At 56.1% G+C, this 25985-nt stretch carries 21 protein-coding genes and 1 riboswitch; of the genes, 10 read left to right on the top strand and 11 right to left on the bottom strand.

The window, feature by feature from the left end; translation table 11 throughout:
- Nucleotides 1-191 precede the first annotated feature (191 nt).
- From G477_RS0116120 to hemQ, 3 genes are all read left to right on the top strand, one after another.
- The gene (locus tag G477_RS0116120) at nt 192-2102 is read left to right on the top strand and encodes an oxidoreductase (protein ID WP_035212216.1); all 1911 of its coding nucleotides are present in this window, start codon (nt 192-194) and stop codon (nt 2100-2102) included.
- 21 nt (nt 2103-2123) lie between these two features.
- Nucleotides 2124-2867, top strand: coding sequence for an enoyl-CoA hydratase/isomerase family protein (locus G477_RS0116115; RefSeq protein ID WP_026698792.1), 744 nt, complete (start codon nt 2124-2126; stop codon nt 2865-2867).
- Between the two features lie 72 nt (nt 2868-2939).
- Nucleotides 2940-3683 carry a hydrogen peroxide-dependent heme synthase gene (hemQ, locus tag G477_RS0116110; protein WP_026698791.1) on the top strand — a complete coding sequence of 248 codons (744 nt, stop codon included), beginning with the start codon at nt 2940-2942 and terminating at the stop codon, nt 3681-3683.
- A 224-nt stretch (nt 3684-3907) separates the two neighbouring features.
- On the opposite strand, the gene G477_RS0116105 is transcribed toward hemQ, so the two are convergent.
- The gene (locus G477_RS0116105) at nt 3908-4285 is read right to left on the bottom strand and encodes a DUF423 domain-containing protein (RefSeq protein WP_026698790.1); all 378 of its coding nucleotides are present in this window, start codon (nt 4283-4285) and stop codon (nt 3908-3910) included.
- Nucleotides 4286-4454: 169 nt separating this feature from the next.
- Here G477_RS0116105 and G477_RS0116100 point away from each other — a divergent pair, with 169 nt between their 5' ends.
- Nucleotides 4455-5072 (top strand): GNAT family N-acetyltransferase, encoded by a 618-nt coding sequence (locus G477_RS0116100; protein WP_026698789.1) that lies wholly within the window; start codon nt 4455-4457, stop codon nt 5070-5072.
- A 407-nt stretch (nt 5073-5479) separates the two neighbouring features.
- Here G477_RS0116100 and G477_RS0116095 read toward each other — a convergent pair whose 3' ends face one another.
- From G477_RS0116095 to G477_RS0116070, 6 genes are all read right to left on the bottom strand, one after another.
- The gene (locus tag G477_RS0116095) at nt 5480-5809 is read right to left on the bottom strand and encodes a YwdI family protein (protein WP_156897382.1); all 330 of its coding nucleotides are present in this window, start codon (nt 5807-5809) and stop codon (nt 5480-5482) included.
- A 75-nt stretch (nt 5810-5884) separates the two neighbouring features.
- Complete coding sequence (locus G477_RS0116090; protein ID WP_084406302.1) at nt 5885-8389, bottom strand: M3 family oligoendopeptidase; 2505 nt, start codon at nt 8387-8389, stop codon at nt 5885-5887.
- Nucleotides 8390-8493: 104 nt separating this feature from the next.
- On the bottom strand, nt 8494-10578 hold the full coding sequence (locus G477_RS0116085) for a PAS domain-containing sensor histidine kinase (protein ID WP_026698786.1): 2085 nt from the start codon (nt 10576-10578) through the stop codon (nt 8494-8496).
- Nucleotides 10579-10595: 17 nt separating this feature from the next.
- Nucleotides 10596-11447 carry an NAD(P)-dependent oxidoreductase gene (locus tag G477_RS0116080; protein WP_026698785.1) on the bottom strand — a complete coding sequence of 284 codons (852 nt, stop codon included), beginning with the start codon at nt 11445-11447 and terminating at the stop codon, nt 10596-10598.
- Between the two features lie 87 nt (nt 11448-11534).
- On the bottom strand, nt 11535-12356 hold the full coding sequence (locus G477_RS0116075; protein WP_026698784.1) for an aldo/keto reductase: 822 nt from the start codon (nt 12354-12356) through the stop codon (nt 11535-11537).
- Nucleotides 12353-13045, bottom strand: coding sequence for a uracil-DNA glycosylase (locus tag G477_RS0116070; protein ID WP_026698783.1), 693 nt, complete (start codon nt 13043-13045; stop codon nt 12353-12355). The genes G477_RS0116075 and G477_RS0116070 overlap by 4 nt, the downstream gene beginning before the upstream one ends.
- A 774-nt stretch (nt 13046-13819) precedes the next feature.
- Between G477_RS0116070 and G477_RS0116065 the strand changes: the two genes are divergently transcribed.
- Together G477_RS0116065 and G477_RS19990 are read left to right on the top strand one after the other, a co-directional pair.
- Nucleotides 13820-14182, top strand: coding sequence for a response regulator (locus G477_RS0116065; RefSeq protein WP_026698782.1), 363 nt, complete (start codon nt 13820-13822; stop codon nt 14180-14182).
- Nucleotides 14183-14461: 279 nt separating this feature from the next.
- Nucleotides 14462-14546, top strand: a riboswitch (cyclic di-GMP riboswitch).
- Between the two features lie 43 nt (nt 14547-14589).
- Nucleotides 14590-16344 (top strand): methyl-accepting chemotaxis protein, encoded by a 1755-nt coding sequence (locus tag G477_RS19990; RefSeq protein WP_051288136.1) that lies wholly within the window; start codon nt 14590-14592, stop codon nt 16342-16344.
- A 794-nt stretch (nt 16345-17138) separates the two neighbouring features.
- Here G477_RS19990 and G477_RS0116050 read toward each other — a convergent pair.
- Together G477_RS0116050 and G477_RS0116045 are read right to left on the bottom strand one after the other, a co-directional pair.
- On the bottom strand, nt 17139-18575 hold the full coding sequence (locus G477_RS0116050; protein WP_026698780.1) for a sucrose-6-phosphate hydrolase: 1437 nt from the start codon (nt 18573-18575) through the stop codon (nt 17139-17141).
- Entirely contained in the window at nt 18572-19519 is a 948-nt protein-coding gene (locus G477_RS0116045) for an aminoimidazole riboside kinase (protein ID WP_026698779.1), read from the bottom strand. The genes G477_RS0116050 and G477_RS0116045 overlap by 4 nt, the downstream gene beginning before the upstream one ends.
- A gap of 176 nt (nt 19520-19695) precedes the next feature.
- Here G477_RS0116045 and G477_RS0116040 point away from each other — a divergent pair, with 176 nt between their 5' ends.
- The 3 genes from G477_RS0116040 to bshB2 all read left to right on the top strand — a co-directional run bounded on the left by G477_RS0116040 (nt 19696) and on the right by bshB2 (nt 21742).
- Nucleotides 19696-20637, top strand: a complete 942-nt coding sequence (locus G477_RS0116040) for an ATP-grasp domain-containing protein (RefSeq protein ID WP_026698778.1) — start codon at nt 19696-19698, stop codon at nt 20635-20637.
- A complete protein-coding gene (locus tag G477_RS0116035; protein ID WP_026698777.1) occupies nt 20618-20968 on the top strand; it encodes a YojF family protein in 351 nt (116 codons plus the stop codon). The genes G477_RS0116040 and G477_RS0116035 overlap by 20 nt, the downstream gene beginning before the upstream one ends.
- 93 nt (nt 20969-21061) lie before the next feature.
- Nucleotides 21062-21742 (top strand): bacillithiol biosynthesis deacetylase BshB2, encoded by a 681-nt coding sequence (gene bshB2, locus G477_RS0116030; RefSeq protein ID WP_026698776.1) that lies wholly within the window; start codon nt 21062-21064, stop codon nt 21740-21742.
- A 128-nt stretch (nt 21743-21870) separates the two neighbouring features.
- Here bshB2 and G477_RS0116025 read toward each other — a convergent pair whose 3' ends face one another.
- Nucleotides 21871-22368 carry a hypothetical protein gene (locus G477_RS0116025; RefSeq protein WP_026698775.1) on the bottom strand — a complete coding sequence of 166 codons (498 nt, stop codon included), beginning with the start codon at nt 22366-22368 and terminating at the stop codon, nt 21871-21873.
- An 88-nt stretch (nt 22369-22456) separates the two neighbouring features.
- Nucleotides 22457-24316: an LTA synthase family protein gene (locus G477_RS0116020; RefSeq protein WP_026698774.1), complete on the bottom strand. Its 1860-nt coding sequence runs from the start codon at nt 24314-24316 to the stop codon at nt 22457-22459.
- A 270-nt stretch (nt 24317-24586) separates the two neighbouring features.
- Between G477_RS0116020 and G477_RS0116015 the strand changes: the two genes are divergently transcribed.
- The gene (locus tag G477_RS0116015) at nt 24587-25816 is read left to right on the top strand and encodes an aminopeptidase (protein ID WP_026698773.1); all 1230 of its coding nucleotides are present in this window, start codon (nt 24587-24589) and stop codon (nt 25814-25816) included.
- Nucleotides 25817-25985: the final 169 nt, after the last annotated feature.

Raw genomic sequence — 25985 nt, 5'->3', positions numbered from 1 at the left:
ATCCATTATCTCCAGCATACTCTTTCCTGCGCCATTTGCAAAATAGTGAAAAGGCTTACGGTGGAAAGTTCTAATTTTCAGAATCATGCTGACAGCCGGCAGTGTGTCAGGTATACTGACAATAATGAATGAATGTTCAGTCATTCCCGGTGCGGACGCTGCTGCCGGGACGATTACAAAGGAGGAGTACGATGCTGTTTGAACCTGTACACATAGGCCCGTTAAAGCTGAGGAGCCGTGTCATGATGGGATCGATGCACGTCGGTCTGGAAGGACTGGACCGCGGAGAAGAAAGGCTGACGGAGTTTTACCGGAGGCGTGCTGCAGCCGATGTCGGTCTGATTGTTACCGGCGGAGCGGCTGTCTCACCGGAAGGCAGCGGCGGCGGAGAAGAGTTTATGTCGATCTACGAGGAAGAGGATGCCTCCCGCTGGCAGCCGTTGACCCGGGCTGTCCATGAGGAAGGCGGCGCTATTGCGCTGCAGCTGTTCCACTCGGGCCGCTACGCGTATCAGGCGATGACCGGCATGACGTCGTTTGCACCATCGGCCATCAAGTCCCCCATCAATCCGGATACGCCGAAAGAAATGACGGAAGACGATATTCAAAACACGATAGCTGCCTTTGCCTCCGGTGCAGAACGGGCCGTGCGCGCCGGCTTTGACGCTGTCGAAATCATGGGCTCAGAAGGCTACTTGATTAACGAGTTCGTCTCCCCTGTCACAAATCAGCGGACGGACGCCTGGGGAGGGGATATCGAGAGACGCCTCCGCTTCCCGCTCGATGTACTGCGGGCGGTCCGACAGGCGGTCGGTCCGGACTATCCGGTCATTTTCCGCATGTCCGGCATCGACCTCATCGAAGGTTCCACTACCGAAGAAGAGACGCTCCGCTGGGCACGGGAGCTGGAGCAGCACGGAGCAGATGCACTCAATATCGGCATCGGCTGGCACGAATCGAAGGTGCCGACGATTTCGATGAAGGTGCCCCGCATGCAGTTCGTGCCCGTAGCGGAATCCATTGCCGGTGCGGTCGACATTCCCGTTATTGCGAGCAATCGGATCAACAACGCCCACGATGCCGAAAAAGTACTTCAGCGCGGCAACGTTCAGCTCATTTCGATGGCACGGCCGTTTCTTGCCGACCCGGATATTTTAACAAAAGCGAAGGAAGCGCGGCATGAAGAAATCAACACCTGTATCGCCTGCAACCAGGCATGCCTGGACCACGTTTTCGAAGGAAAAGCTGCCACCTGCCTCGTGAATCCAGAGGCAGGAAGGGAGCTCGACCTGCCGCTGGAAGAGACGGATCACGTGAAGCGGATCAGCATCGTCGGCGCCGGTCCCGCCGGCATGGAAGCCGCCCGTGTTGCCGCTCTCCGCGGCCATCACGTGACGCTGATCGATGCGCGGGAAGAGCTGGGCGGGCAGCTGAACTACTCGAAACGGATTCCGGGCAAAGAAGAGTTTTACGAAACGCTTCGTTATTACCGCGTGCAGCTCGACAAGCTCGGTGTCGATGTCCGCCTCGGCACCCGTGTGGATGCAGACGATCCGCTTCTTCATACAGATGAAGTGATCATCGCTGCCGGGATCACCCCGCGCCAGCCGGAGATCCCGGGAATCGAGCACGCCGTTTCCTACCAGGAGATCTTCCAGCGTGACACGACGCCGGACGGCCCGATGGTCGTTATCGGCGGCGGCGGCATCGCATGTGACCTCGCACTCTACAGCGCCGAACGGGGCACTTCCCCGATTCAGCTGCTGCAGCGCTCCACCTCTTTCGGCCGCGGCCTCGGCAAAACGACGCGCTGGGCAACGTTGATGGAGATGAAGCAGAAGGGCATCCGCATGACCGGCGGCATCGAATCGTACGATCGGATTGAACCCGGTGCCGTGCACGTCACGATCGATGGACAGCCACGGACGATCGAAGCTGCCGTCGTCGTCACCGCTGCCGGGCAGCTGACGAATACGACACTGGCAGACGAGCTGCAGGCACGAGGCCGGAGTGTCCACGTCATCGGTGGAGCCGCCGACGCCCTTGGACTCGATGCGAAAAAAGCCATTTATGATGGTGCCGTCACCGGCCGGGCACTTTAATCCAAGAGAGGGGTTATCCTGATGCGAACCGTAACGTATGAAAAACAACAGAAGACGGGTGTTATTACGTTGAACCGTCCCGATGTTAAAAATGCCATCAACAAAGAGATGCACGAGGACCTGTACAACTGTCTTTCGAGAGCGAACGAAGATCCCGAAGTGCGTGTCGTCATCCTGACTGGTTCCGGCGATGCGTTCTCCAGCGGGGCCGATCTGAAGAGCATTCCGCTCGAGGAATTAGAGACGTTTGATCACGGCGACTACCTCGAAGAAACGTACAACCGGCTTATTTTCCTGCTGGAGCGGATGGAAAAACCGACCGTTGCCTATTTGAATGGCATGGCCGTCGGAGCAGGGCTGAGTATCGCGCTCGCCTGTGACTTCCGTTACGCCGCGCCGGACGCCGTCTGCTCGCTCAGTTTTCTCAACATCGGGCTTGCTCCAGACGCGGGCGCTTCCTACTACCTTCCGCGCCTCGTCGGCCTCTCGAAAGCCCTCGAACTCGGCACCGGCAAAAAAGTCCTTCCGGCAGAGGCCGAAGAAATCGGGCTGATCCACGGCACCGGCTGGCCGGAAGAGCTTTTAAAACGGCTTGTCGTTGCCCCGCTGCCGGCGTACGGACTGATGAAGCAGAACATGAAACACGGCTTTGACGCGTCCCTTCCGGACATCCTCGACATGGAGGTCCGCTCCCAGCGCATCGCCGGACGATCCCGCGCCCACCAGGAGGCGCTGCAGGCATTCGTTCAGCGGAACCGGCAGTAGATTTGGCTTTTGTACGCTCTGCCTTGTATAATGGTCCCTGTGAGATTAGATGATGAAATGGAGTGACCTAATATGGCAGAACCGGCAAAAACGTTGGATGGGTGGTACTGCTACCACGACCTGCGCAAAGTGAACTGGGCAGAATGGAAGAAGATCTCGGAAGAAGAGCGGCATCAGATTTTACAGGAGTTCCTCGATCTGCAGCAGGAATGGTCCAGCGTACAGGACAAGCTCGAAGGAAGTCACGGCATGTATCAGATTATGGGACAGAAAGCAGACATCATGTTTTTCTGGCTCCGTCCGACGATGGACGAGCTGATGGACCTGGAACAGCAGTTCAACAAAACACGGCTGGCAGAGTTCCTGACCTCGACCTATTCCTATGTCTCTGTAGTAGAACTGAGTAACTATCTTCCGGCAGAAAAAGATCCAAACGAAGATCCGGAGATTCAGGCACGGCTGAAACCGATTCTGCCGAAATGGAAGTATGTCTGCTTCTATCCAATGGACAAACGCCGCCAGGGCAACGATAACTGGTACATGCTGTCGATGGAAGAGCGGTCCAGCATGATGCGCTCCCACGGTATGATCGGCCGGCAGTACGCAGGGAAAGTGCGCCAGATCATTTCCGGCTCTGTCGGATTCGACGACTGGGAATGGGGCGTGACGCTCTTCGCGCACGACGTGCTGGAATTCAAAAAGCTCGTCTATGAAATGCGCTTTGACGAAGTCAGCGCCAGATATGGCGACTTCGGTACCTTTTACGTCGGAAAGACGATGAGTGAAGACGACGTGAAGCCGCTCTTTGCTGTCTGATCCACCACGTTGGCCGTCATCTGCACGTCAGAACAAAGGGCGCAGAGCGCCTTTAGGTCGGAACGGTGTGCGGCATCGCTGCAGGCTTCTTGTATGAACACGTATACATTCCTATACTATGAAAAAAGCGCCGTTCCTTTATCAGGGAGACGGCGCTCTTTTTGTATCGTATAAGCATCAAGCGTTGGAGCGTACAGCAGCTTGGCTGCTGAACCTCTGTTTGGTTACGCGCCGCCTGAAACAGCGGCAATCACGAGCAGCACCCAGCCGGTGAGAAAGGCTAGGCCGCCGATCGGGGTGATCGCACCGAGGATGCCGATGCCGGTCAGGCTCAGCACGTAGAGGCTGCCGGAGAAAATGATGATGCCGATTGTGAAGGCCCAGCCGGCGCCGTAGAGCAGGCCGGAAGCTTCCAAGTGCTGCGTCAGGATGGCGACAGCGACGATCGCCAGGGCGTGGATCATATGATACTGCACACCCGTCTCGAACGTGGCGGTCCGGCCGAGTTCTTCGAGTCTCGCCTCCAGCGCATGCGCGCCGAATGCACCGATCGCAACAAACAAAAAGGCCATGATGCCTCCGATAATCAAAAATAACTGCATAGATATCCCTCTTTTTCCGTAGAGTCTCTCGTCTATCTTATCAGGATTCGGCCCGGACAGGAATGGAGAAAATGTGAACCCGCTCTGTCTCTCGCTTTGTCGGGCTCTCTTTTGCGCCTGCGCCGACGTCCTACTATAATGAAGGGACGACTATTCAGGAGGTGCTTACATGCCGGAACTAACCGTTCGTCCGTATACAATCGCTGATTTTGATGCCCTGCTGCAGATACAGAAGGAAGCTTTTCCGCCCCCGTTTCCTGAGGAGCTGTGGTGGTCGCGGGAGCACATCGAGGCACACGTATCCACGTTTCCCGAAGGGGGGATGATGGTGTTTGCAGATGGGGAGCCGGCGGGGTCGGCGACTTCGCTCGTGACGACGCTGCAAAACGGGCATCATACGTGGGAGGAAGTGGCGGATGACGGATATATCCGTGGTACGCACGATCCGGACGGGGATACGCTGTACGGGATTGATCTGTGCGTGCGGCCGTCGTTCCGGGGAGCCGGCGCTGCAGGTGCGCTGTATCAGGCGCGTTTTGACCTGGTACGACGCCTCGGTCTCCGCCGGTACGTAGCAGGCGCCCGCATTCCGGACTTCCAGGGACAGGAGCTTGGTATCGACGCGTATCTGGAAGCCGTGGCAGCCGGGGAGAAAAAAGATCAAGTGCTCTCCTTTATGCTGAAGCAGGGGCTGCATATCGTAGAGGCCATCCCGGACTATCTGGATGATGAAGAATCCGGGAACTACGGGGTGCTGGTGGAGTGGCGGAACCCTGATTTCTCCTGAGGATAGAGCAGGAGGAGAAGGCTGCTCACACAAAGCCTGTCGACTCGCATCTGAACCTCGTCGACTGCAGCCAAAAACGTGACCAAACGTTTCTACCCAGCAAGCGGCAAAGATGTCGTAAGCAGGTAGAGTGCTCTGCCTGCCTTTGATGACACTCTATACTTTCATACATGCTAAGAAAGCTGCCTTCCTGGCTCCATCCAGAAAGGCAGCTTTCTTTATTAGAAAAGCGCTGTTAAAACTTGATGTTGTTATTTGATGAAAGCAGCGATAGGCGGCGACGCTCAAGGGATAGTTGAGGACAAGCCCCTGAGCAAGCGTCCGCCGAAAGCGGATGAAATCAACAACGAACGATAACATAGCCATTAGAAATAACGATGCACGCTGGTTTCAACGTGTCGATGACATCAAAAGTCGAGCAGGCTGTCACTTTCCGGCTTATCGCCTTCGTCGTAAAACGACGGCCGCTGTTTCGGCTGCTTTTCTGCAGCGGCTCCCGGCTTGTACGACTCCGCCGGCGTCTGCGGCTGCCGCACGTCTTCCGGGGATGCATGCTGTACCGGCGGTGCTTTGTAGTACGTGCCGGTATGCTGGGATTCCAGCAGGAGCTCGCAGTACGTTTTCAACGACTGGGCATGATCCCGGTACGATCCGGCACTGCTGTCATCCAGCGTTTCTTTCAACCGCGCGAGCTCGGATTCCATTTTCTCAACGACCAGTTTTGCTGGAATATCCATAACGATCTTCTCCTTTTCCCCTTCGCGCATCAGGGGCCGGTCCATCCTTGGATGAGCCGCCCCCGCTGCCTGTCTTTAGCCTTTCACTCTTTCTTCCGTCAATGCCATGAACGTACGCACGTCTTCTTTCAGGAAATCAATCGCTTCCTGCCAGAAGTCCGGCTTCGTCAAGTCGACACCGAGGTGCTTGTCCGCGAGTGTCTCCACGTCAAGACGGCCGGTATCCCGGAGCAGATCTACATACTTCTGGTCAAAATCAGCGCCTTCTTTCGCCGCCTTCGCATAGATGCCCATGCTGAAGAGGTAGCCGAACGTGTACGGGAAGTTGTAGAACGGAACGCCGGTAATGTGGAAGTGCAGCTTCGATGCCCAGAACGTCGGTGAATATTCACTGAGTGCCCCGCAGTAGGCTTCTTCCTGCGCTTCGGTCATCAGTTCATTGAGCCGGTCTTTGCTGACGAGCCCGTTCCGGCGTTCTTCGTAGAAGCGGGTCTCAAAGAGGAACCGGGAATGAATGTTCATAAAGAAGGCAATGCTGCGATTCAGCTTGTCGTCGAGCAGCTGAATGCGCTCCTCTTCCGAAGACGCCTGCTTAATCGAGGCATCGGCTACAATCATCTCGGCAAACGTTGATGCCGTCTCCGCCACATTCATCGCATACCCCTGAGCCATGTACGGCAGATCGTTCATGACGTGCTGGTGGTACGCGTGACCGAGCTCGTGGGCAAGGGTGGCCACGTTCGACGCCGATCCGTCATACGTCATGAAAATACGCGACTGCTCGCGGATCGGGAAGCTCGTACAGAAGCCGCCCGGACGCTTGTTGTCCCGGTCTTCCGCTTCGATCCATTCATTATCAAACGCCGTCTGGGCGAATTCGGCCATCTGCGGGCTGAATTTACCGAACTGCGTCACAATCATATCCGCGGCGTCGTCGTAGCTGACCTGCGGTACTTTTTTGGACAGCGGCGCACTGATGTCATACATGGCGAGCTTATCCACGCCGAGCAGCTCTGCCTTGCGGTGCAGGTAGCCCGTGAAAACATCTTTGTTCTTCGTGATCGTATCCCACATCACGTCCAGCGTTTCCTGCTGCATACGGTTGATCATGAGCGGCTCTTTCAGGACACTGTCCCAGCCGCGTGCATCGTACGTTTCCAGCCGGAAGCCGGCGAGGTGGTTCAGCGACGAGGCAAACAGATCCGCTTCGTCTTCCCACGCTTTCTCAAACTGCTCAAAGACGTGCTTGCGCACATTCCGGTTCTTATCGGAAAGCTTGTTGGCTGCCTGCCCGACGGAGTACTTCCGGCGGCGCCCTTTTTCGCGGATCTCGACCTTCATGCGGCCGGTAATCACGTTATACAGATCGCCCCATGCCTGGTAGCCGTCGACAGCAAGCTTCTGAATGAGCTGTTCTTTATCAGCAGGAAGTTTTTCCTTCGCGCGCTCACGACGTTCTTCCAGGTTGAAAAGAATCTGCTGCATGCTGTCCTGCTTCACGAAATCCTGCCACTGGGCATCGGTCATGTGCAGCAGCTCTTCATCGATCGCGGAGAGCAGCTGTCCGTACGCAGATGCTGCCTGCTTCGTACGGCCGCCGAGCAGCACGGCATCCTCATCGGTTGTATCCTGCGCAGTCAGACAGCTGACAAAGGCGTTCACTTCCCGCACTTTCATGCCGATCTGCTGAATCTTCGTGATGATACCGGCCCATTCTTCCTGGTCCGGCGTGTCCTTCTCCCGCGCCTTATCGACTTTCGTCTTCGCCAGGCTCAAGTCGGTTTCCACGTTCACGAGAAACTGCTGGAACTGCTTCGAGCTGCTTCCACCGGGGAAAATCGTGTCGAGATTCCACTGCTGGCTGTATTTCTGCTCGGAAGGCTCCTGCTTTTTCTCCTGTTCCGGCTCTCCATGAAGCGCCGTCTGGATGTCATGCAGGTCCTCGTTTTCATACATGTGCAGCCCGGTGCTGTCCGTGCGCGCGATCCATACCATGGCTTCGGCCACTGCGGCCGCTTCGATCGGCTTATACTTGCCGAGCGCACCTGTCATGAGTCCCTGCAGCGGTTTCGACAGCAGCTCTGCCGACTTCTCTCCGAGGCGGAATTCGTAGCGGTCCCCGGTAATGAGTGACGGCCGGATGATATGGAGGGCCTTCATATCAAGCGACATAAGGCTCTCTTCCATGCTTCCCTTCACCTGACTGTAGAAAAAGCGCGCGTCCCGGTCCGCTCCTGCGGCTGAAATCACGAGAAACCGTTCTGTTCCCTGCTCCTTCGCAATTTCCGCCAGCTTCAGCGGATACAAGTAGTCAACCTGCATGAAACCTTCGCGTGACTTCGCCTTTTTCATCGTTGTGCCAAGCGTGACAAACACATCGTCCACACCATCGAACAGATGCTTGTTCTCCTCCAGCTCCTCAAACGACACGACATGCTCGGTCACTTTTTCTTCTTCATAAAACGGCGTCCGGCGCCGCGTCAGCAGGTGGATCTCTTCGTACTCCCCGCTCTCTGTCAGCTGTGTCACAAGTTCTCTTCCAATCAGGCCGGTTGCCCCGGCTACCAGTGCTTTTTTCAATCTGCTTCACCTCGGTTTTATAGTATCAGTACCTATTGTCCTACTTTGTATCCTACAGCAATCCAGCATAGAACAAAAGCGCGAAGCCGTTTTGTTCTACGCAGCTATCCGGCCGGATCATAAGCCGGAAGCATCATCTGAAAACATGTCCCCTCTTCCGGACGGGAAGCGACCACCATCCGGCCCTGCATCTCCTCCACCAGACCGTAGCTCACCGTCAGGCCGAGGCCCGTTCCCGTCTCTTTCTTCGTGAAAAAGGGGGTGCCCAGCTTGTCCATCGTGTCCTCATCCATGCCGATGCCGGTATCTTCAATTTCGACCGCCGCCGCTTCCTCCTTCGGGAACGTGCGTATCGTCAGCTCTCCGCCTGCCGGCATCGCTTCCACCGCATTCTGGATCAGGTTGATCAGCGCCTGTTTCAGTTTCCCTTCGTCGGCGAAAACCTGGGGCACCTGCGGATCGAGATCCTGCACCCAGGAAATCGAACGGGAGCGCAGCTGCATCTCCTGCAGCGCCATCACATCGTGAAGCACGCGATTGACATCGATCACCGTGACCTCGGTATCCGGGTCCGGATCTGCCGTCTGCAGCAGTTCATGGATGATCTTGTTCACCCGGTCGATCTCTTCCATGACGAGCGAATAATACGCTTCTCCGATCGGCTCCTGCTTCTCATGGGCCAGCTGAATGAACCCGCGGATGGTCGTCAGCGGATTGCGCACTTCGTGGGCAAAACCGGCCGCCATCTGGGCAATGACCTTCAACTTCTCCGACCGGACCATCTCCTGCTCCATGTTCCGCTTGTCGGTCATATCAAAAAAGAGCACGAGCCACTCTTCTTTCTCCGCCCCGTCCAGCGGGGTGGTCGAAACTGTAAACGTCCGCACGGAGCCGTCCTCTTCCAGCTTCATCTCCCGTTCGGTACTGCCGGCAGAGAAAGACAGCGACGGCAGCAGCGTGCGGAACGCCGGGGAAGCTGCTGCGATATCGGCGATGGTATCCGGCTTGTCGAGACCGAACATGCTGCGGCAGCGCCGGTTCCAGAGCGTGATGCTGCCGGAAGCTGCTTCAAAGGAGAACACGCCGTTGTCTGTTGATTCGAGTACGAGCGTGGAGCGCCGGTGCAGTTCTTCGCGGTCTTTGATTTCGTTTGCCATCGAATCGAACGTCTCGTTCAGCTGGGTGATCTCGGCGTACGTGCCTTTAAAAGCGGGCACCGGCTCCCGTCCGGCAGCAAGAGCAGCGGCTTTTTCCATGAGCTGATGGACAGGCACCGTCAGCCTGCTCGAGAGCCAGAACACCGCCGGAATGACGCCGAGCAGCACCAGGAGGGCAATGAGCAGGTAGTCCCGGAGCAGGGCATCCAGCGGGGCAAACATCTCCTCTTCAGCCGCGGAGACGGATATGTACCAGTTATGGTCAAACCCCGGGAAGCTGTCCACCGATGTAAAGGCATGAACATCCCCATTCGCACGGACGAGCGCGTCGTCTTCCACTGCCTGCTCGATGTTCCTTTGTTCCAGGTAATTGTCACGGAGCACCTGATCCATGTCTTCGTGGATAATGACCTCGCCCGATTCGTTCATCAGCACGCTGTCCGTCTCCCAGGCGCCGCTTTCCCGTTCTAAAAATCCTGTCATTTCCCTGTGAAAGGATTCGATATCGAAAGCCGGAATGATGATTCTCGTCCATTGACCGCCCGCGTCATACAGCGGGGCCGCCATGACCATCACCGGCTCCTCACGCAGATCCGAGTAGTACATGCGGGAGATCACGGCTTCTCCCGACGTTATGTCTGAAAACCACGGCCGGTCGCGGAGGTTTTCTCCACGGAAGCCGCTGTGCACGTCGGTGAGAATGATGCCGCTCGTGTACGCAAGATACACGTCCTCATACATGTCATGCGTTTCGAGGAACGTCTCCAGCTCGGTGCCGGATGCTTCGGCGCCTGTACTGCCCATGCGGAGGATCGGATTCTGTGATAAGTATTCCACATCCTGCATCCGCTCCTGCAGATATCGGCCGACTTCATCCGAGAGCCTGCCGCTCTGGTCCTGCAGCGCTTGTTCGGCGCCTTCTGACATCTCTTCCTGCTGCGCGGTAAAGCCCGCGATACCGATCAGCAGCATCGGTCCGAGCGAAACGAGCAGCATAAACGCAAACAGCTTTCCTCGTAAATGTTGAAACATAGACTCCCCCCTGCGGGTCAGGAGAGATACGCTTTGATCAGCGCCTGCGTCCCTGCATTCTCCTCCCCGTTTTCTGCCAGTTCTGTATAGAGCTTCTCCGCGAGCGTCAATCCTGGAAGCTCCAGTCCCATATCCTGTGCGGATTCAATCGCAATCCGCATATCCTTGATGAAGTGTTTCACGTAAAATCCGGGTTCATAGTCTTCGTTGAGCATGCGGCGGCCGAGGTTCGTCAACGCGAAGCTTCCTGCCGCCCCAGTCTCGATCGTCTCCAGCACCTGCCGCGGGTCAAGACCGGCTTTGTCCGCATAAGCGAGCGATTCACTCACTGCCATCATAATCGAGGCAACCGAAATCTGATTCGCCATTTTCGTGTACTGCCCCGCTCCCGCGTCACCAAGATGCTGGATGTTCGTTCCCATGAGCTGAAACAAAGGTTCGGCCAGAGTGAAAGCACGCGTGCTGCCGCCTGTCATGATCGCGAGCTTTCCATCCCGCGCTCCGGTATCCCCTCCGGAGACGGGCGCATCCAGTGCGTGCAGCCCGGCTTTCTCCGCCTCGGCGGCAATGGCTGCCGCCAGGTCCGGACGGGAGGTTGTCATATCAATCAGCAGCGTTCCTTCTGAAGCTGCTGGTATGATTTCATCATACACCTGACGGACGTCTTCCGGATACCCAACCATAGTAATAACAGCATCTGCTCCGGCGGCGGCTTCTGCTGGAGAGTCAGCCCAGGAAGCGCCCTCGGCGAGCAGCGGGTCTGCTTTCGCCTTCGTCCTCGTATACAGAATCAGTTCGTGGCCGCCTTTCATCAGGTTGCGGACCATGCCCGCGCCCATCACACCCGTTCCAATAAATGCTGTCTTCATCCTTTCTCATCCTTTCTGCGTTATGATGCCGCTCTCAGCAAGCCTTCGTTCACGGCCGCTGTTCGGTTGTTCCACCCCGTCGTACAGTCAGGCAAATTCGTCCGGATGCTTCCCGAACCGGATGCCGGCGTCGAGCGCATTCAATTCCCGCTGCTCCTCCGCAGAGAGCTCAAAGTCAAAGATGTCCGCATTTTCCCGGATCCGCGCCGGCGTAACAGACTTCGGAATCGTGACAACCTCCTGCTGCAGATCCCAGCGGAGAATGACCTGCGCCGGAGTTTTGCCATGGCGCCCGGCGATTCTGCCGACGATCGGATCGTCGAGCTTCCGGCCCCGCGTCAACGGACTCCACGCTTCGAGCTGTATGCCGTTCGTTCGGCAGTATTCGAGCAGTTCTTTCTGGGCAAGCCACGGATGATACTCCACTTGGTTGACCATTGGCACCAGATCGGATACCTGCCGGAGCTCCTGCAGATGATGCGGCTCGAAGTTGCTGACCCCGACGGCACGGACGTCCCCGCGTGCATACAGTTTTTCCAGCGCACGCCACGTGTCGCGGTACGTTTCTTTGACCGGCCAGTGGATCAAGTACAGGTCGATATCCATTCCGAGCTTCTCCCGGCTTGCTTCAAACGCGCGGAGCGTCTCCTCGTATCCCTGCTGGTCATTCCATACTTTCGTCGTGATGAAAATCTCGTCCTCCGGGACACCGGACCGCTTCACAGCCCGGCCCACCCCGGCCTCGTTATCGTAGAAAGACGCGGTATCGATGCTGCGGTACCCGGTCTCGAGCGCTGTTTCCACGGCCTGTTCGACTTCGGTTGCTTCATCGACCTTGTAGACGCCGAGACCAACCCACGGCATCTCTGTTCCATTATGGAGCTTGACAGTATCCTGCAGGTGTTTCACGTTGATTCCTCCCATGTCACCGGCAGCTCCCAGTCAATCGGGTCCATGCCCCATGACTCGAGCTGGGTGTTGATTGTCGAAAACGGCCGACTCCCAAAAAATCCGCGGTTGGCGGAAAAGGGACTCGGATGCGGGGATTCCAGCACGGCGTGACGGGACGTATCAATACGTTCCTTCTTCGCCTGGGCCGATCGCCCCCACAGTAGAAAAATCACTGGTTCTTCCCGGAGGTTGAGCTGATCGATGACTTCGTTCGTAAACGTCTCCCATCCTTTTCCCTGATGGGACTGCGGTTCTCCAGCCCGGACGGTGAGGACCGTATTGAGCAGCAGCACTCCCTGCTCCGCCCATGGCTGCAGACAACCGTGCTGCGGCACCGGGTGCCCGAGATCCTCCTGAAGCTCTTTAAATATATTTTTCAATGACGGCGGCACGTTCACGCCGGGCCGGACGGAAAAGCTCAAACCATGAGCCTGGCCTTCCCCATGGTAGGGATCCTGTCCGATGAGCACTACTTTCGTTTTCCGGTAAGGGGTCGTATACAGGGCGTTCATGATGAGCGGCTTTGGCGGATAGACCCGCTGCTGTTCGTACTCTTCCTTCAAAAACTGCTTCAGTTCCTGAAAGTACGATTTCTCCATTTCACCGCCAACAATTTCCTGCCAGTCATTCGCGAATGCGTCTGCCATCCGTCCTCTCCTCCTTTTTCTTCATACAACCCTTATTTTCCTGCTTTTTGGCATCAGCAAACGTCCTTCGATAGTAAGCGTCAAAGAATACGTACGGAAATCAGGCGCTGGCGTGCCTGCCGCGCCGGGTTTTCCGCAGGGCTTGTCTTCAAGTCCTTCTTCCCCTCTTTCAGAAGGACGCAGCGAAGACCGGCGGACGCCTGTGGAAGAAGGAGATCGGAAGATCCCGCAGGGCGTTAGACCGAGGAAGCTGGAGATTCCCTCCACGGCAAGCCTGCCGAGTTGCAGCGGCGTTTTCTGTCATTATCAACAATAAACAATCACAGAGCTTTTTAAAAAAAGAGCGGCGCGAAGCCGGCGACTCCGGGAGGATCAGGCCGATTCGAAGATCCGGCTGCCGGAGGCAGACCAGCGGAAGCAGAGCGTCCCTCCGTATTCCAAATAATTTCTGTTGTTTTTATAGAAACAACAACAGACTTGACCTCATGCCTCTTATCTACTGGCTTGCTTTCAGTATAGATAAAGCGCACGTGTCTTGAAGATACGTATTCTTTGACGCTTACCTTCGATACTGCCGGAGTAGAATCCTTACAGAGAGATGATCCCCCTTTCTGCGTCTTTTTTCTCCTGTCGAAAGACATTTATCCCAGATGACTTCCCTCTCTTTCGAAAGTATGGCATAATAATAAAGGACTTTCGATTGGAAGAAACGCAATAATGCATCATTCTTAATACCCACAATATGAGGTTGTGCTGAGGAGGCTGTATGACGAAATGGCGAAACTATTGATTACCGACGATGCTGCATTCATGCGGATGACGCTGAAAAAAATGGTTACCGACGCGGGCTATGAAGTCGTAGCAGAAGCGGAGAATGGACAGGAAGCTGTCGAGATGTATAAAGAACATCAACCAGATCTGGTCACGATGGATATCACCATGCCGGAAATGAATGGGATTGAAGCGCTGGAGAAAATCCGCGAACAGGATCCTTCCGCCAAAGTTGTCATGTGCTCTGCCATGGGACAGCAGAACATGGTCGTTGATGCTATTCAGAAAGGCGCCGTGGATTTCATTGTAAAGCCTTTCGACGAAGCCCGGATCAAGGAATCGCTCGAGAAGGCCATGAGTAAATAGCACGACCGACGCGTCGTGACGCAGGAGCAGCACCACTGCCGCTGTGTTCTTGATGTCCTTTCCGCAAAAGGACCACCCACGCTGGCGCTGTCATCCTGAAAAAAAGACGCCGGAAGTCATCTCCCTTCCGGTGCTTTTTTTTCGTCGTCGGAGGCACAGACTCCTCCTCACGTGGGGAAGACGGCAGCGATATCCGCTGTGCAGGGATAAATACCTGTTTCACTTCTCAACAAATCTAAAATATTGATTGCTTTCATGGGCATAAAGATGTATATTAAGCTCACACATAGGCAAAGCTGCAGAAATGCAGTGACGCAAAGCTAAAGGGGCTGAAGCCGAGAGGCCATGCCAGCCAGCTGCAGGGACATCTTCTCCCTGACCGGCTAGGATCAGAGGAGGCGTTTTTTATGAATAAATGGAAAAATAGTTCACTCCGAGTGAAATTGTTTGGTGCCTTCGGTGCCATTCTGCTCGTCTTCCTCGGAGGATTGATCGGCAGTTTCATCGCGCTGCAGATGGTGAACGACGAAGTCAGCGAGCTGGAAGACCGGGCGGAGCAGGCTGTCCGTGCAACGGACATGGGCTCCCTCGTTCGAGCGAAATACATACAGGCGGAGCGCGCTGTCTCCGACGGTTACTTCGACGACAACCGCCTCCAGCAGTACAACGAAATGTTTGAAGAACATGCAGCAGCGCTGGATGGACAGCTTACGTCCAATGATCATGAGCGCTGGTTCTCCACGCTGAGCGCTTCCAATAACAACATCGATGACGTGCTCTCGGTGGCCGAAGGAGATGAGGATCCGTCTCAGCTCGCAGCGCTGGAATCTTACCGTTCGGCTTCCAGCACTGCTTCCGAAAACCTCCGTGATTTAACGATGGCGGATGTGTACGAAGCTGGCGAAGACGCACAGAGCGCCCTCACCGCCGCACAGACCACGTATATCGTCGTCATGGCTCTGGCGGCAGCAGCGGCCGCCGTCATCATCTGGCTGCTGACAAGAACGATCACGAGAAGCCTGCAGCGGATCATGACAAGGGCGAGCCGGATCAGCGAAGGGGATATTCCCGCGGAGCCGCTGCCGGCGGAGACGAAGGATGAATTCGGCACGTTGGAAAGCTATATGAATGACATGACAGACCAGCTGCGCACGCTGCTTCTCTCCATTACCGACCACGCCCAGCAGGTCGCCGCCTCCGCGGAAGAACTGACGGCAAGTGCCGAAGAGTCCAGCCGGGCGACGGAGACGATCACCGGCTCGATCGAAGAACTTTCCAGCGGTGCGGACCAGCAGCAGCAGCGCTCGTCCGATTTCACCCGGACAACCGACGATATGTCGAAAGGAATGGAACAGATTTCAGCGGGGATTGAAGAGACCAACAACGCTTCAGCAGAAGCTGCCTCCCGATCCGAGGAGGGCTCCCGCGTCATGGAGGATACAATCGCCCAGATGCATGACATCAGCAGCAGTACTGCTGCGGCATCGGAATCCATGGTCACCCTGCAGCAGCAGTCGCAGGAAATCGGCTCCATCATTGACCTGATCACAAACGTCGCCGAGCAGACGAACCTGCTGGCCCTGAATGCCGCCATCGAAGCGGCACGAGCCGGGGAACACGGCAAAGGCTTCGCTGTCGTCGCCGATGAAGTGCGCAAGCTGGCGGAACAGTCCGGACGCTCTGCCGGCGACATTCAGCGCCTGCTCGAGGACATGCAGCAGGGCGTGAATGCTTCCGCTGCTGCGATGAAAAACGGCCGGACGTCTGCCGAAGAAGGACAGCGCCGGGCGCAGGCTGCCGGCGAAGCGTTCCAGGCCATTCAAGCGTCGGTCCAGGATGTCAGCTCGCGTATGACCGATATTTCGGCGGCCGCCCAGCAGATCACCGCAGGTACATCAGATCTTCAGACGAGCGCCGGCGAGGCAGCAGAAGCTGCCAGAACGGCGTCCGATCAAACACAGAACGTGGCCGCTTCCGCCGAAGAACAGCACGCTTCCATGGAAGAGATCACGTCTTCTGCTGAAACGCTCAGTCGGATGGCTGAAGACATGCAGCAGGCCGTGCAGCAGTTCCGCGTAACCGAAGAAACACCATCAGACGGAGAACTGCCGCATGCACTCGAGGAACCCGACGAAGCAACATCAGAAGAACGGGCTTCCTGATGCTGAATAAAGCGCGCAGCGCCTTTTTGATCGGAACGGCGTGTACATTCTTATCACCTAGGAAACGCTGCTGCGCAGACCACCCCGGAAGGTTTCTCTTCCGAGGTGGTTTTTTCGTTTATGGCTATGTTATCGTTCGTTGTTGATTTCATCCGCTTTCGGCGGACGCTTGCTCAGGGGCTTGTCCTCAACTATCCTTCGCGAAGCGAAGGAGGATTTTCGGACGGCGCTTATCCCTTGAGCGTCACCGCCTATCGCTACTTTCATCAAGTAAGAGCAACAAGCTTTAACAGAGCTTCGTTTATAAGAATGCATCAGATGTCCTATCAACATAACGGCAGACTACGGTCGCGCAGCCTAAGCGGAGTGGCCGCCACTTATCTCTGAACGTCCGCTGCTTCGTGCTGAATGTCCGAGACCAGTCACGGAGTGACCGCCCAGCGCCCGAACGGCCGCTTTTCCCTTCTGAACGGCCGCTTCCGCCCGCTGGGTGACCGCCCGCTGCTGCTGAACGTCCGAGCCGGCGGCGGGAACGTCCACTCCGCACCAGAAACAAGTACACGCCAGCACCTCCCGTCCTGTGTTTTCCTTCGTTGCCGGCTGTCGCTTCACAGGATGGAGAACAAACCGTTCTTCCTTTCCATCCAGCGTATGCAGGCGGTGCCTTTCTCTTATCCAATCTTATGTCATCATTTGAACGAGGAACGAGCCCCGTCCGCACACAGCAGAGGGGGCTCACACGCACAGGAAAGAGAAACCATGGTCTCTTCCATATTCGATCGAAAAATCGGCTGCTACTCCTCTTTACGAAGTTCCCACGAGGTCCAGACGACCGTACCGTCGCCGCCGGCAGCGACCACGTTGTGCTGCGGATGAGGGAAGTACCTCGACGTCAGCACCGCTTCGCCGCCGTTGACAAATACTTCCACAGAAGAATGATCGAGAAACAGCTGCAGGTGATGCAGCTCCGGCACCGTGCAGCTGCGGGTTTCCGTGCTGCCGTCGCGGAAGCTCGGACGCTGCAGCGTCAACTCCCCGGTATCTTTGTCCCAGGACAGCGTCATTTCGCTGCGCAGCTCCAGCTCGATCCGATTGGCAGCCGAACAGTCGATGTCGATTTCTGCAGCCGGCGTGACTGCAATTTCCTGCCCGAACGAGAGCTGCATCCTCATTTCCAGCGGGTCTCCGGAACGGAGAGTCTTAAGCTCGTCGACGGGCCGCTGGATCAGACGGCCATTTGTCACCTGCAGCTCGCGCGGGATCGTCATGCAGTGCACCCATTCGTAGGCGACGGTCGGCTGATACGCTTCATCGGAATCCGGCACGCCCATCCAGCCGACGAGAATGCGGCGTCCGAGCTCGTCTTCGGTCGTCTGTGGCGCATAAAAATCAAAACCTTCATCCAGCTCATGGAAGGCGCCGTGGTCAAAGGACGGCATTTCTTTGTCGATAGTGCCGAGGAAGTATCCTGCCTGGTACACGTTCTGGAATCGATTCCCTTCCGAATCGAGTCCCTGCGGCGAAACAACCAGCACGTCCGTCCCGTTAAGATGAAAGGCGTCCGGGCATTCCCACATGTAACCGAACGCGCCGAGGCCGTTCAAATGGGATCCGGCAAGCGGACCGGCAAACGTCCACGTATGCGCATCCTCCGAGCGGTAGAGCAGCACCTGCCCGGTCTCCTGTTCCGTCTGTGCGCCGATCACAAAGTAGTACGTGCCGTCTTCTTCCCATACTTTCGGGTCACGGAAATGGGCCGTATAACCGGCAGGCAGTGTATTCACGACCGGCCCCTGCTTTTCAAACGTCCGCCCGTCCGTCGAGACGGCGAGACATTGATAGGATTCCCGATTCCCTTCAGCATCCTTGACGTTCCCGGTATAGAGGAGATGAAGCTTCCCATCTTTTTCGAATCCGCTTCCGGAATAGCAGCCGTTCTTTTCATACCATTCTGACGGGACGAGCGCCGGTTCATGCTCGGTCCAGTGCACCAGATCTTTCGATGTCCAGTGTCCCCAGAATTTTTGACTGTGATCCGGCTGAAACGGGTTCCACTGAAAAAACAGATGGTACGTCCCTTTCCACTGCACCCAGCCGTTCGGGTCGTTCAGCAGGCCTGCTGTCGGCATTTGATGATAACGCTGCCGGTGCGGGTCGGATGCGGCAAGGTCTTTCTTCTCAGCTGTACTTTCCGCTGCAAGCCTGCGCAGCTCTTGTTCTCTATCCGTCATGAGAGTGCCTCCTTTACCTGATCGAGCGTCGGAAGTGCGGTCATGGCCCCTTTTGTCGAAGCGGCGAGAGCCCCGGACACAGCAGCAAATCGTGCCATGTCAGCCGCTTCCTCGGGAGAGAGTTCACGCAGGTCATGCTCCAGCCGGGCAAGCTGATACAGCATCCCCGAGACAAAGGCATCGCCGGCGCCTGTCGTATCGACCGCCTCCACCTTCACTGCGGGCACGTGGACCGGTTCTTCCCCCTGCAGGTACAGCCAGCTGCCGTCTGCTCCGAGCGTGACGACAAGCAGCGGAATAGCATACGGTTCCAGCCTCGCTGCGCCTCGGTCGAGATCTTCTTCCCCCGTCAAAAAAGTCAGCTCTTCCTCGGACACTTTCACGATATCCGCTTCTCCGAGCATCGACGAGATCTTTTCTTTTGCTGCCGCTTCCGACGGCCAGAGACCGAGACGCAGGTTCGGATCATACGACACGAGCATGCCCGCCGCTTTCGCCTGCTGCACTGCCTCAACGGTTGCCGAAGCCGCCGGCTCACTGATCATGCTGATCGAGCCGAAATGAAGCACCCGGTTTGCTGTAAACAGATCCTCCTGCCATTCTCCCGGTTCGAGAAAACGATCTGCACTCGGATCTATGTAAAATTCAAAGCTCCGCTCGCCGCCCTCGCCAAGCGTCACAAACACGACGCCTGTCCGCACTTCTCTGGTGAACGACATGTCCGCCGTATCCACGCCATATCCAGACAGCGTCTCTTCCAGAAACCGGCCGAGCACGTCGTCGCCGACTTTTCCGACAAATGACGCACGTTCCCCTAACCTCGCAAGGCCCACGGCCACATTCGCCGGTGCTCCACCCGGACTCTTCTGGAACGTTTCGTTGTGATCGTCGAGCGGGATAAAGTCAATCAGTGCCTCCCCGAGACAAACAATTCCCTTCGTCATGTATTCTCCTCCTGTCAGCAGTACGAATTCCGGCTCTGCCGGATGACTTCATTATAAGCGTCCCGCCCTTCGGCTACAAGGGGAGACCCCCGTCTGCATCAGGGGCTCCCCGATTGATTCAGCCTACGCAGATGGTATAATGGACACTGCATACAAATGAAAGGCGGGCTTCCCTTATGGAAAAAGTATATATTATTCATGAAAATGACACGTGGACCCAGCCACTGCTGGACGCACTGGATTCCCTGGGGGTGCCGTATGAGTCCTGGCACCTGCACGAAGGCTTCGTGCCGCTCGACGAAACCCCGCCGGAAGGAATCTTCTATAACCGCATGAGCGCCTCCTCCCACACAAGAGGCCACCGCTACGCACCGGAGCTTGCTTCTGCAGTGCTGAACTGGCTGGAGCGCCACGGCCGGACGGTGCTCAACGGATCGAACGCGCTTTACCTGGAAGTGAGCAAGGCCGCCCAGTACGAAGCGTTGAAAAAGCACGGCATCCCTGTTCCGAAGACGACAGCTGCCGTCGGCCGGGAACCGCTTCTGCAGGCTGCTGCCAGCATGCCCCTCCCATTCATCACAAAGCATAACCGGGCTGGTAAAGGCCTCGGTGTCCAGCGCTTTGACAGCATTGCAGAACTGGAGCAGGCGCTGGATGCCGGAAGCGTGGATCCGTCCATCGACGGCATCATGCTCCTGCAGGAATACATTCAGGCGCCGGAACCGGTCATCACGCGCTGCGAATTCATTGACGGCCGCTTTTACTATGCTGTGGACGTCGATACGTCCGACGGATTCGAGCTCTGCCCGGCAGACGCCTGCCGCGTGGGAGAAAGCACAGCTCCAAGGCCGAAATTCCTAATCAGGGACCAATTCGACAGTCCGCTGATTCCGCAGTACGAAGCGTTCCTTGCAGATCAGGGCATTGCCTTTGCAGGGATTGAACAGATTACCGCAGCTGACGGCACGGTCTATACGTACGATGTCAATACGAATACCAATTATAACGCCGAAGCGGAAGAAGCAGCCGGCCTGTCCGGGATGAAGAGTCTGGCTGAAGCCCTCGCTTCCCGCCTTGCACGCGTGAAAGGAGAATCCCTTGAAAAGCATTCAACCTGAAGCCGTACAGGAAGCCTTAAACGAACGCGCCGGAGAAACGCTCTACATCCATTTAGAGACGACCAACGGCGCCTATGCCAGCCACAATGATGCCTCCTTCTTCTCCGCCGGGGCCTTTATCCGCAATGTCGAACTCCGCTACATCCACGGCAGAATCGCCGGAGAAGGGCCGTACCGCATCGGTTTGGAGACGAGCCTCGGCTGGCTGTACGCAGAAGGACTGACAGACTGGGAAATTGATGATCAGGACCGGGTTCTTTTCGCCGGGCATGATCCAGAAGGACGCCTGGCTGCAGCACTCGAGCTGAGCAGAGAACCCTTCCGTAAATAATAGACCAACGCACCTGTTGGTCGGAACGGCGGACGCCGCCGTCTTCCTTCTACGGCATTTTTCTTAACGAACTTAAAAAAGGAGCAGTGAGCCATGGCAGACAATCCTGTATTAGTGATTTTCCCTCACCCGGACGATGAAGCGTTCGGTGTTTCCGGCACCATCCTGCACCATACACGAAGCGGCACGCCCGTTACCTATATTTGCCTTACCCTGGGAGAGATGGGCCGGAACATGGGCAGGCCGGTGATGTGCACGCGGGAGACCCTGCCGGAGATCCGGCTGCAGGAACTCGAAGAAGCCTGCCGCCTGCTCGGCATCCGGGACCTCCGCCGATTCGGGATGCGGGACAAAACCGTTGAATTCGCCGATCAGGAGGCACTCACCGAACGTGTTTCTGATGTGATCAATGAACTGGCCCCGGCGAAAATCATCACCTTTTATCCCGGCTATGCGGTTCATCCCGATCATAATGCTACAGGCGAAGCCGTCGCCCGCGCTGTTGCCAGACTGCCGGAGAACAACCAGCCGGTGATTCACGCCGTCGCCTTCTCCAATGATGCCTACGATGCGCTCGGACCGCCGGATGTCAACATCGATGTAGCCGACCTGCGCGAAGACAAGCTGGGCGTCATTGAAGCGCACGCGTCGCAGACAGCAGGCCTCATTGAACAGGTCAAACAGCGTCAGAACAGCGATTTCATCGAAGACATGCTCCACACTGAGCGTTTTTGGACGCTGGACCCTGCTCCTTACGCCGACAGCCGCTCGTAGCCGCCCTGCGGCATGCGCAGAGCCGGTCCTTGCTTTCAGGGCAGGCCAGCGCCTCGCTTCATCAGCATACCCCGTGCAGGCCACTGCACAGAAAAGAGCCGCCTCAACGGACGTTGGAGACGGCTCTTTTACTGCTGCCCGGCTTCGATGGAGCCGGCAGGCCCTTCAATCGGGCTTTCTTTTAACTGAAGCGCTGTTTTTTCAGGCGACGAGACGACGAACTGCAGGGAGCGCACGGTCTGCTGCTGCTTCACATACATATGAAGATGCGCGCCTTCCATCTCGTAGGAGACCATGTCTTTCCACGATGCGGCGGAGGTGATTTTATGAAAACACGGAACAAAGATGAAATACTGGTCCGTCGCCATCAAATAGCCCCGCCAGTCAGAACTCGTTTTGACTGCAGCGGCCGACCAGCGGAGGGGCTCTCCTGTGAAAGCCTCCGCTTTCTTTTTAGACCAGAGCCATCCTGCAGCATCGATACCGACCGTGATCACCGCCGCTGCCAGCACGCTCAGCAGCGATATCCAGAGCGAAGCAGTGAAAATCGGAACAAAGATTCCGAGCGCCAGCCACGCTGTCACATAGCGGAGGTACCGGCCGAGAAAGGGATTTCCGTATCGCAATCTCTCCACCTCCTTTCATTATGCCTGCGTGCGAAGAGATTGATAACGTATTCCCTTTTTAAACCATCGTCAAACATGGCCGGCTGCCTCAGTCGTGGAGAAACCGAAGCAGATCCCCGTAAATGATTTCGTCGGAATATTCCAGCTCCATCTCCCCCCGCTCCGCATCGTCAAGACAGGCGGACATTTCAAGCTCCTCGCCGGTCTCGGCATCGAAACAGAGCTCTCCATTGTAGACGATCTCATCCGTTACGACATTGCCGTTCCGCAAAACAGCAAAGTCATCCCGCTCTTCTGAGAACAAATCCCGTCCGAACATGACATGATCCTCCGGCGTACCGCCGATCAGGTTCTCGAGCGTCGGCATCATATCAATATGGCCGCCGACCGTGCTGATCGTCTCCGCCTCGTCTTCCATACCGGGAATATGCACGATGAAAGGAACCCGGTCCAGCTTGACGGTTTCATAAGGACCGATCGGCTCTCCAAGAAACGAAGCCAGCTCATCGTAGTGGCTTTCCGCGATGCCATAATGGTCCCCATAAAGCAGGAATATCGTATCTTCATATAGTCCGGCTTCTTCAAACTGCTGGAACAAGTGCCTGACCGCTTCGTCCGTATAGCGGACAGCCGGGAAGTACCGGTTGACGATATCACTTTCTGTATCCGCCGCCGGAATGAAGTAATCTTCCGGATAATCCAGTTCATACGGAAAATGGTTCGTCAGTGTCAAAAAGGTGGCATAGAAGGGTTCGTCGAGCTCTTCCACGTAGGGCATCGACTGCTCGAAAAACGGAATGTCTTTCAGCCCCCAGCCGACGCTGTTGTCGTCCGTGACGTCGTAGTAATCAACGTCATAATAGTAATCGTATCCTAAATGCGGGTAGACGTTATCCCGATTGTAAAACGTGTCGTCGTTCGCATGGAAAGCGGCATTGTAGTACCCCATGTCGCTCAGCGCGCGCGGGAGCGGTGTCAGATCGTTGTCCGGGTGGGTATGAAAAACGGCCCCCCGGCCGACCGGATACAGCGAGTTGTTCATCATGAACTCGGTGTCGGACGTTTTCCCCTGCCCGGCCTGGTCGTAAAATTCATCAAAGTAGAAGCTCTCTTCGATCAATTCATTTAAAAACGGCGTGACCGGTTCCCCGTCCACCGTCTGTTCGAGGGCAAACGATTCGACAGACTCGAGGGAAATAACGACGATGTTTTTATCCTCTGCTGCTCCGTGCATGTCCTCCGACGGCGTCACCGAATATTCTTCCAGGTGCGCTTCGGTGTCGTCGAGATCTTCCCTTTCCGCTGTGACCGGCTGTGCGCCTGTCGTCAGTTGGAGATAGGCATCATAAAAATAAAAATGATAAATACCAAGACTCTTAATCAAGTGCGAGCGGTCGAACGGTGGGTTCGGCGTCTCTTCTTCTGTCGTTTCCACCTGACCGAGAAGAATCACCAGCACCGTGAACCCGGCGACAGCTGCATAACTCCATTTATACCTTGGAAAACGAATCTGCTCTACTGTAAGAAACGCAGGCTTTTTCACCATCATCCAGCCGATGACAATCAGGTCCGCGAAGAAAATAATGTCCCACCAGTGGACGAGTTCAACAATACTGGTGCTCAGATCGCCCATGTTGCCGCTCATAACCAGCATTGGCAGCGTAATCATATCCGCAAACTCCCGGTAGTAGACCGTGTTGGCATAGAGCACCCCGGCAAGCACGGCACTGACCGCAAAGAAGTACGGACGCTGCCAGGAGGGGCGCAGCAGCAGCCCGACGCTGAACACGATCAGCAGAAAGGCAAGCGGGTTGATGCTGAATAACAACACTTCGAACCAGTTCTGGAAGAGGAGATCAAAGGTGAGGAAGGACACGGTGACGGTCTTCACCCAGAGCAGGAGAAGACAAAGAATCATAAATCGGTGTTTGCTTACCAGCTCCTTCATAGACTGCCCCCTTCCTTCGTCATCTTCCATCGGTCCTTTTCAGGCTTTTACAGCCATTATACGGATACAGCTGGCACAGAGCCAAATGTGCCGGCAGAATTACATGTTTTTTGACAAAAGCAGGGCTTTCCCAAACCGCTGCATATCCTATATCCTTTTCCCTCTTCTGCTCTCTTTTAATCTTCGTTTTCCGAATTACCAAGAGGGGCTCAAACCTGTTAAAATGAAAGATGGAAACCGAGACTGATAACAAAAGGAGCTGCTTATACGATGAAGGGATTTGAAGAAAAACTCGACCAATATGCAGAACTGGCGGTGAAAGTCGGCGTCAACATCCAAGAAGGACAGACGCTCGTCCTCAATGCACCGATCGACGCCGTTGACTTCGTCCGCCGCACAGCCCGGAAAGCATACGAAGCCGGCGCACACAATGTCCATGTGGAATGGAACGATGATGTGCTCGCACGGATGAAATACGATGAAGCACCGCTGGAGACGTTCAAGAAGTTTCCCGAGTGGAAAGCGCGCGGATTTGAACAGCTGGCCGAGGAAGGCGCTGCGTTTATGACGATCAAGTCGACCGACCCGGACCTGCTCCAAGGCGTGGATGGAGAGAAGATCTCCGAAGCGAACAAAGCATCCGGTCAGGCGATGAACACGTTCCGCAGCTACATTCAGTCGGACAAAGTCAGCTGGCTTGTCATCTCTGCGCCATCCGATGCCTGGGCAGCGAAAGTGTTCCCGGATGAGCCTGCTGAGAAACAAGTGGAGAAGCTGTGGGAGGCCATTTTTGAAGCCGTCCGCATCAACGAAGCAGATCCGGTGCAGGCGTGGAAAGAGCACGACGAGCTGCTGCAGTCCAAAGCCCGTGAGCTGACAGACAAAGGCTACAAGAAGCTGCACTACCGGGCTCCGGGAACAGATTTGACGATTGAACTGCCGGACCAGCATGTCTGGATGGGCGGAGGCGGACCGAGCAAAGACGGCGTGCACTTCGTCGCCAACATGCCGACCGAGGAAGTCTTTACTGCTCCACAGGCAGACGGTGTCCACGGTACCGTCACCAACACGAAGCCGCTCAACTACGGCGGCAACATCATTGACGACTTCCAGCTGACGTTTGAAAACGGCAGCGTCGTTGATTTCTCCGCAGGGCAGGGAGAAGAAACGCTGAAAAACCTGCTTGATACCGATAACGGTGCCCGTCGTCTTGGAGAAGTGGCACTCGTCCCGCACAGCTCGCCTATTTCCCAGAGCGGCACTCTGTTTTACAACACGCTCTACGACGAGAACGCTTCCAACCATATCGCCCTCGGCTCTGCCTATGCTACGTGTGTAAAAGGCGGCGCGGACATGACAAGCGAAGAACTGAAGGAAGCCGGGCTGAACATCAGCATCACGCACGTGGATTTCATGATAGGTTCTGAAAACATGGACATCGACGGCGTTTACGAAGACGGCACGTCCGAGCCGGTCTTCCGAAACGGGGAGTGGGCCTAACGCCCGCCGCCTCACCGGCTCTATTCGTACGGCAGCCTGTCGGCGGAGTGGACGACGGCAGAGCTTCTGCAGACCGGTCTCGAGCAGAGGAGGCAAATACTGCAGTCATAAGATAGAGTCCTGCAGCGAAAAGGCTGCCTCCATCCGATGGGGGCAGCCTTTTTTAGTA

This window comes from Alkalicoccus chagannorensis DSM 18086, from assembly GCF_000429725.1.
Taxonomy (GTDB): domain Bacteria; phylum Bacillota; class Bacilli; order Bacillales; family Salisediminibacteriaceae; genus Alkalicoccus; species Alkalicoccus chagannorensis.
The sequence above is the reverse complement of the archived record's forward strand: the minus strand, read 5'-3'. Positions and strand labels throughout refer to the sequence as shown.

Excerpts from the sequence above, each read along its gene's own strand:
- hemQ (WP_026698791.1), top strand. The coding sequence starts at position 2,940 with ATGGCAGAACCGGCAAAAACGTTGGATGGGTGGTACTGCTACCACGAC.
- G477_RS0116015 (WP_026698773.1), top strand. The coding sequence starts at position 24,587 with ATGAAGGGATTTGAAGAAAAACTCGACCAATATGCAGAACTGGCGGTG.
- G477_RS0116105 (WP_026698790.1), bottom strand. The coding sequence starts at position 4,285 with ATGCAGTTATTTTTGATTATCGGAGGCATCATGGCCTTTTTGTTTGTT.
- G477_RS0116040 (WP_026698778.1), top strand. The coding sequence starts at position 19,696 with ATGGAAAAAGTATATATTATTCATGAAAATGACACGTGGACCCAGCCA.
- G477_RS0116020 (WP_026698774.1), bottom strand. The coding sequence starts at position 24,316 with ATGAAGGAGCTGGTAAGCAAACACCGATTTATGATTCTTTGTCTTCTC.
- G477_RS0116095 (WP_156897382.1), bottom strand. The coding sequence starts at position 5,809 with ATGGATATTCCAGCAAAACTGGTCGTTGAGAAAATGGAATCCGAGCTC.
- G477_RS0116115 (WP_026698792.1), top strand. The coding sequence starts at position 2,124 with ATGCGAACCGTAACGTATGAAAAACAACAGAAGACGGGTGTTATTACG.
- G477_RS0116100 (WP_026698789.1), top strand. The coding sequence starts at position 4,455 with ATGCCGGAACTAACCGTTCGTCCGTATACAATCGCTGATTTTGATGCC.
- G477_RS0116045 (WP_026698779.1), bottom strand. The coding sequence starts at position 19,519 with ATGACGAAGGGAATTGTTTGTCTCGGGGAGGCACTGATTGACTTTATC.
- G477_RS0116070 (WP_026698783.1), bottom strand. The coding sequence starts at position 13,045 with ATGGCAGACGCATTCGCGAATGACTGGCAGGAAATTGTTGGCGGTGAA.
- G477_RS0116080 (WP_026698785.1), bottom strand. The coding sequence starts at position 11,447 with ATGAAGACAGCATTTATTGGAACGGGTGTGATGGGCGCGGGCATGGTC.
- G477_RS0116120 (WP_035212216.1), top strand. The coding sequence starts at position 192 with ATGCTGTTTGAACCTGTACACATAGGCCCGTTAAAGCTGAGGAGCCGT.
- bshB2 (WP_026698776.1), top strand. The coding sequence starts at position 21,062 with ATGGCAGACAATCCTGTATTAGTGATTTTCCCTCACCCGGACGATGAA.
- G477_RS0116050 (WP_026698780.1), bottom strand. The coding sequence starts at position 18,575 with ATGACGGATAGAGAACAAGAGCTGCGCAGGCTTGCAGCGGAAAGTACA.
- G477_RS0116085 (WP_026698786.1), bottom strand. The coding sequence starts at position 10,578 with ATGTTTCAACATTTACGAGGAAAGCTGTTTGCGTTTATGCTGCTCGTT.
- G477_RS0116065 (WP_026698782.1), top strand. The coding sequence starts at position 13,820 with ATGGCGAAACTATTGATTACCGACGATGCTGCATTCATGCGGATGACG.
- G477_RS19990 (WP_051288136.1), top strand. The coding sequence starts at position 14,590 with ATGAATAAATGGAAAAATAGTTCACTCCGAGTGAAATTGTTTGGTGCC.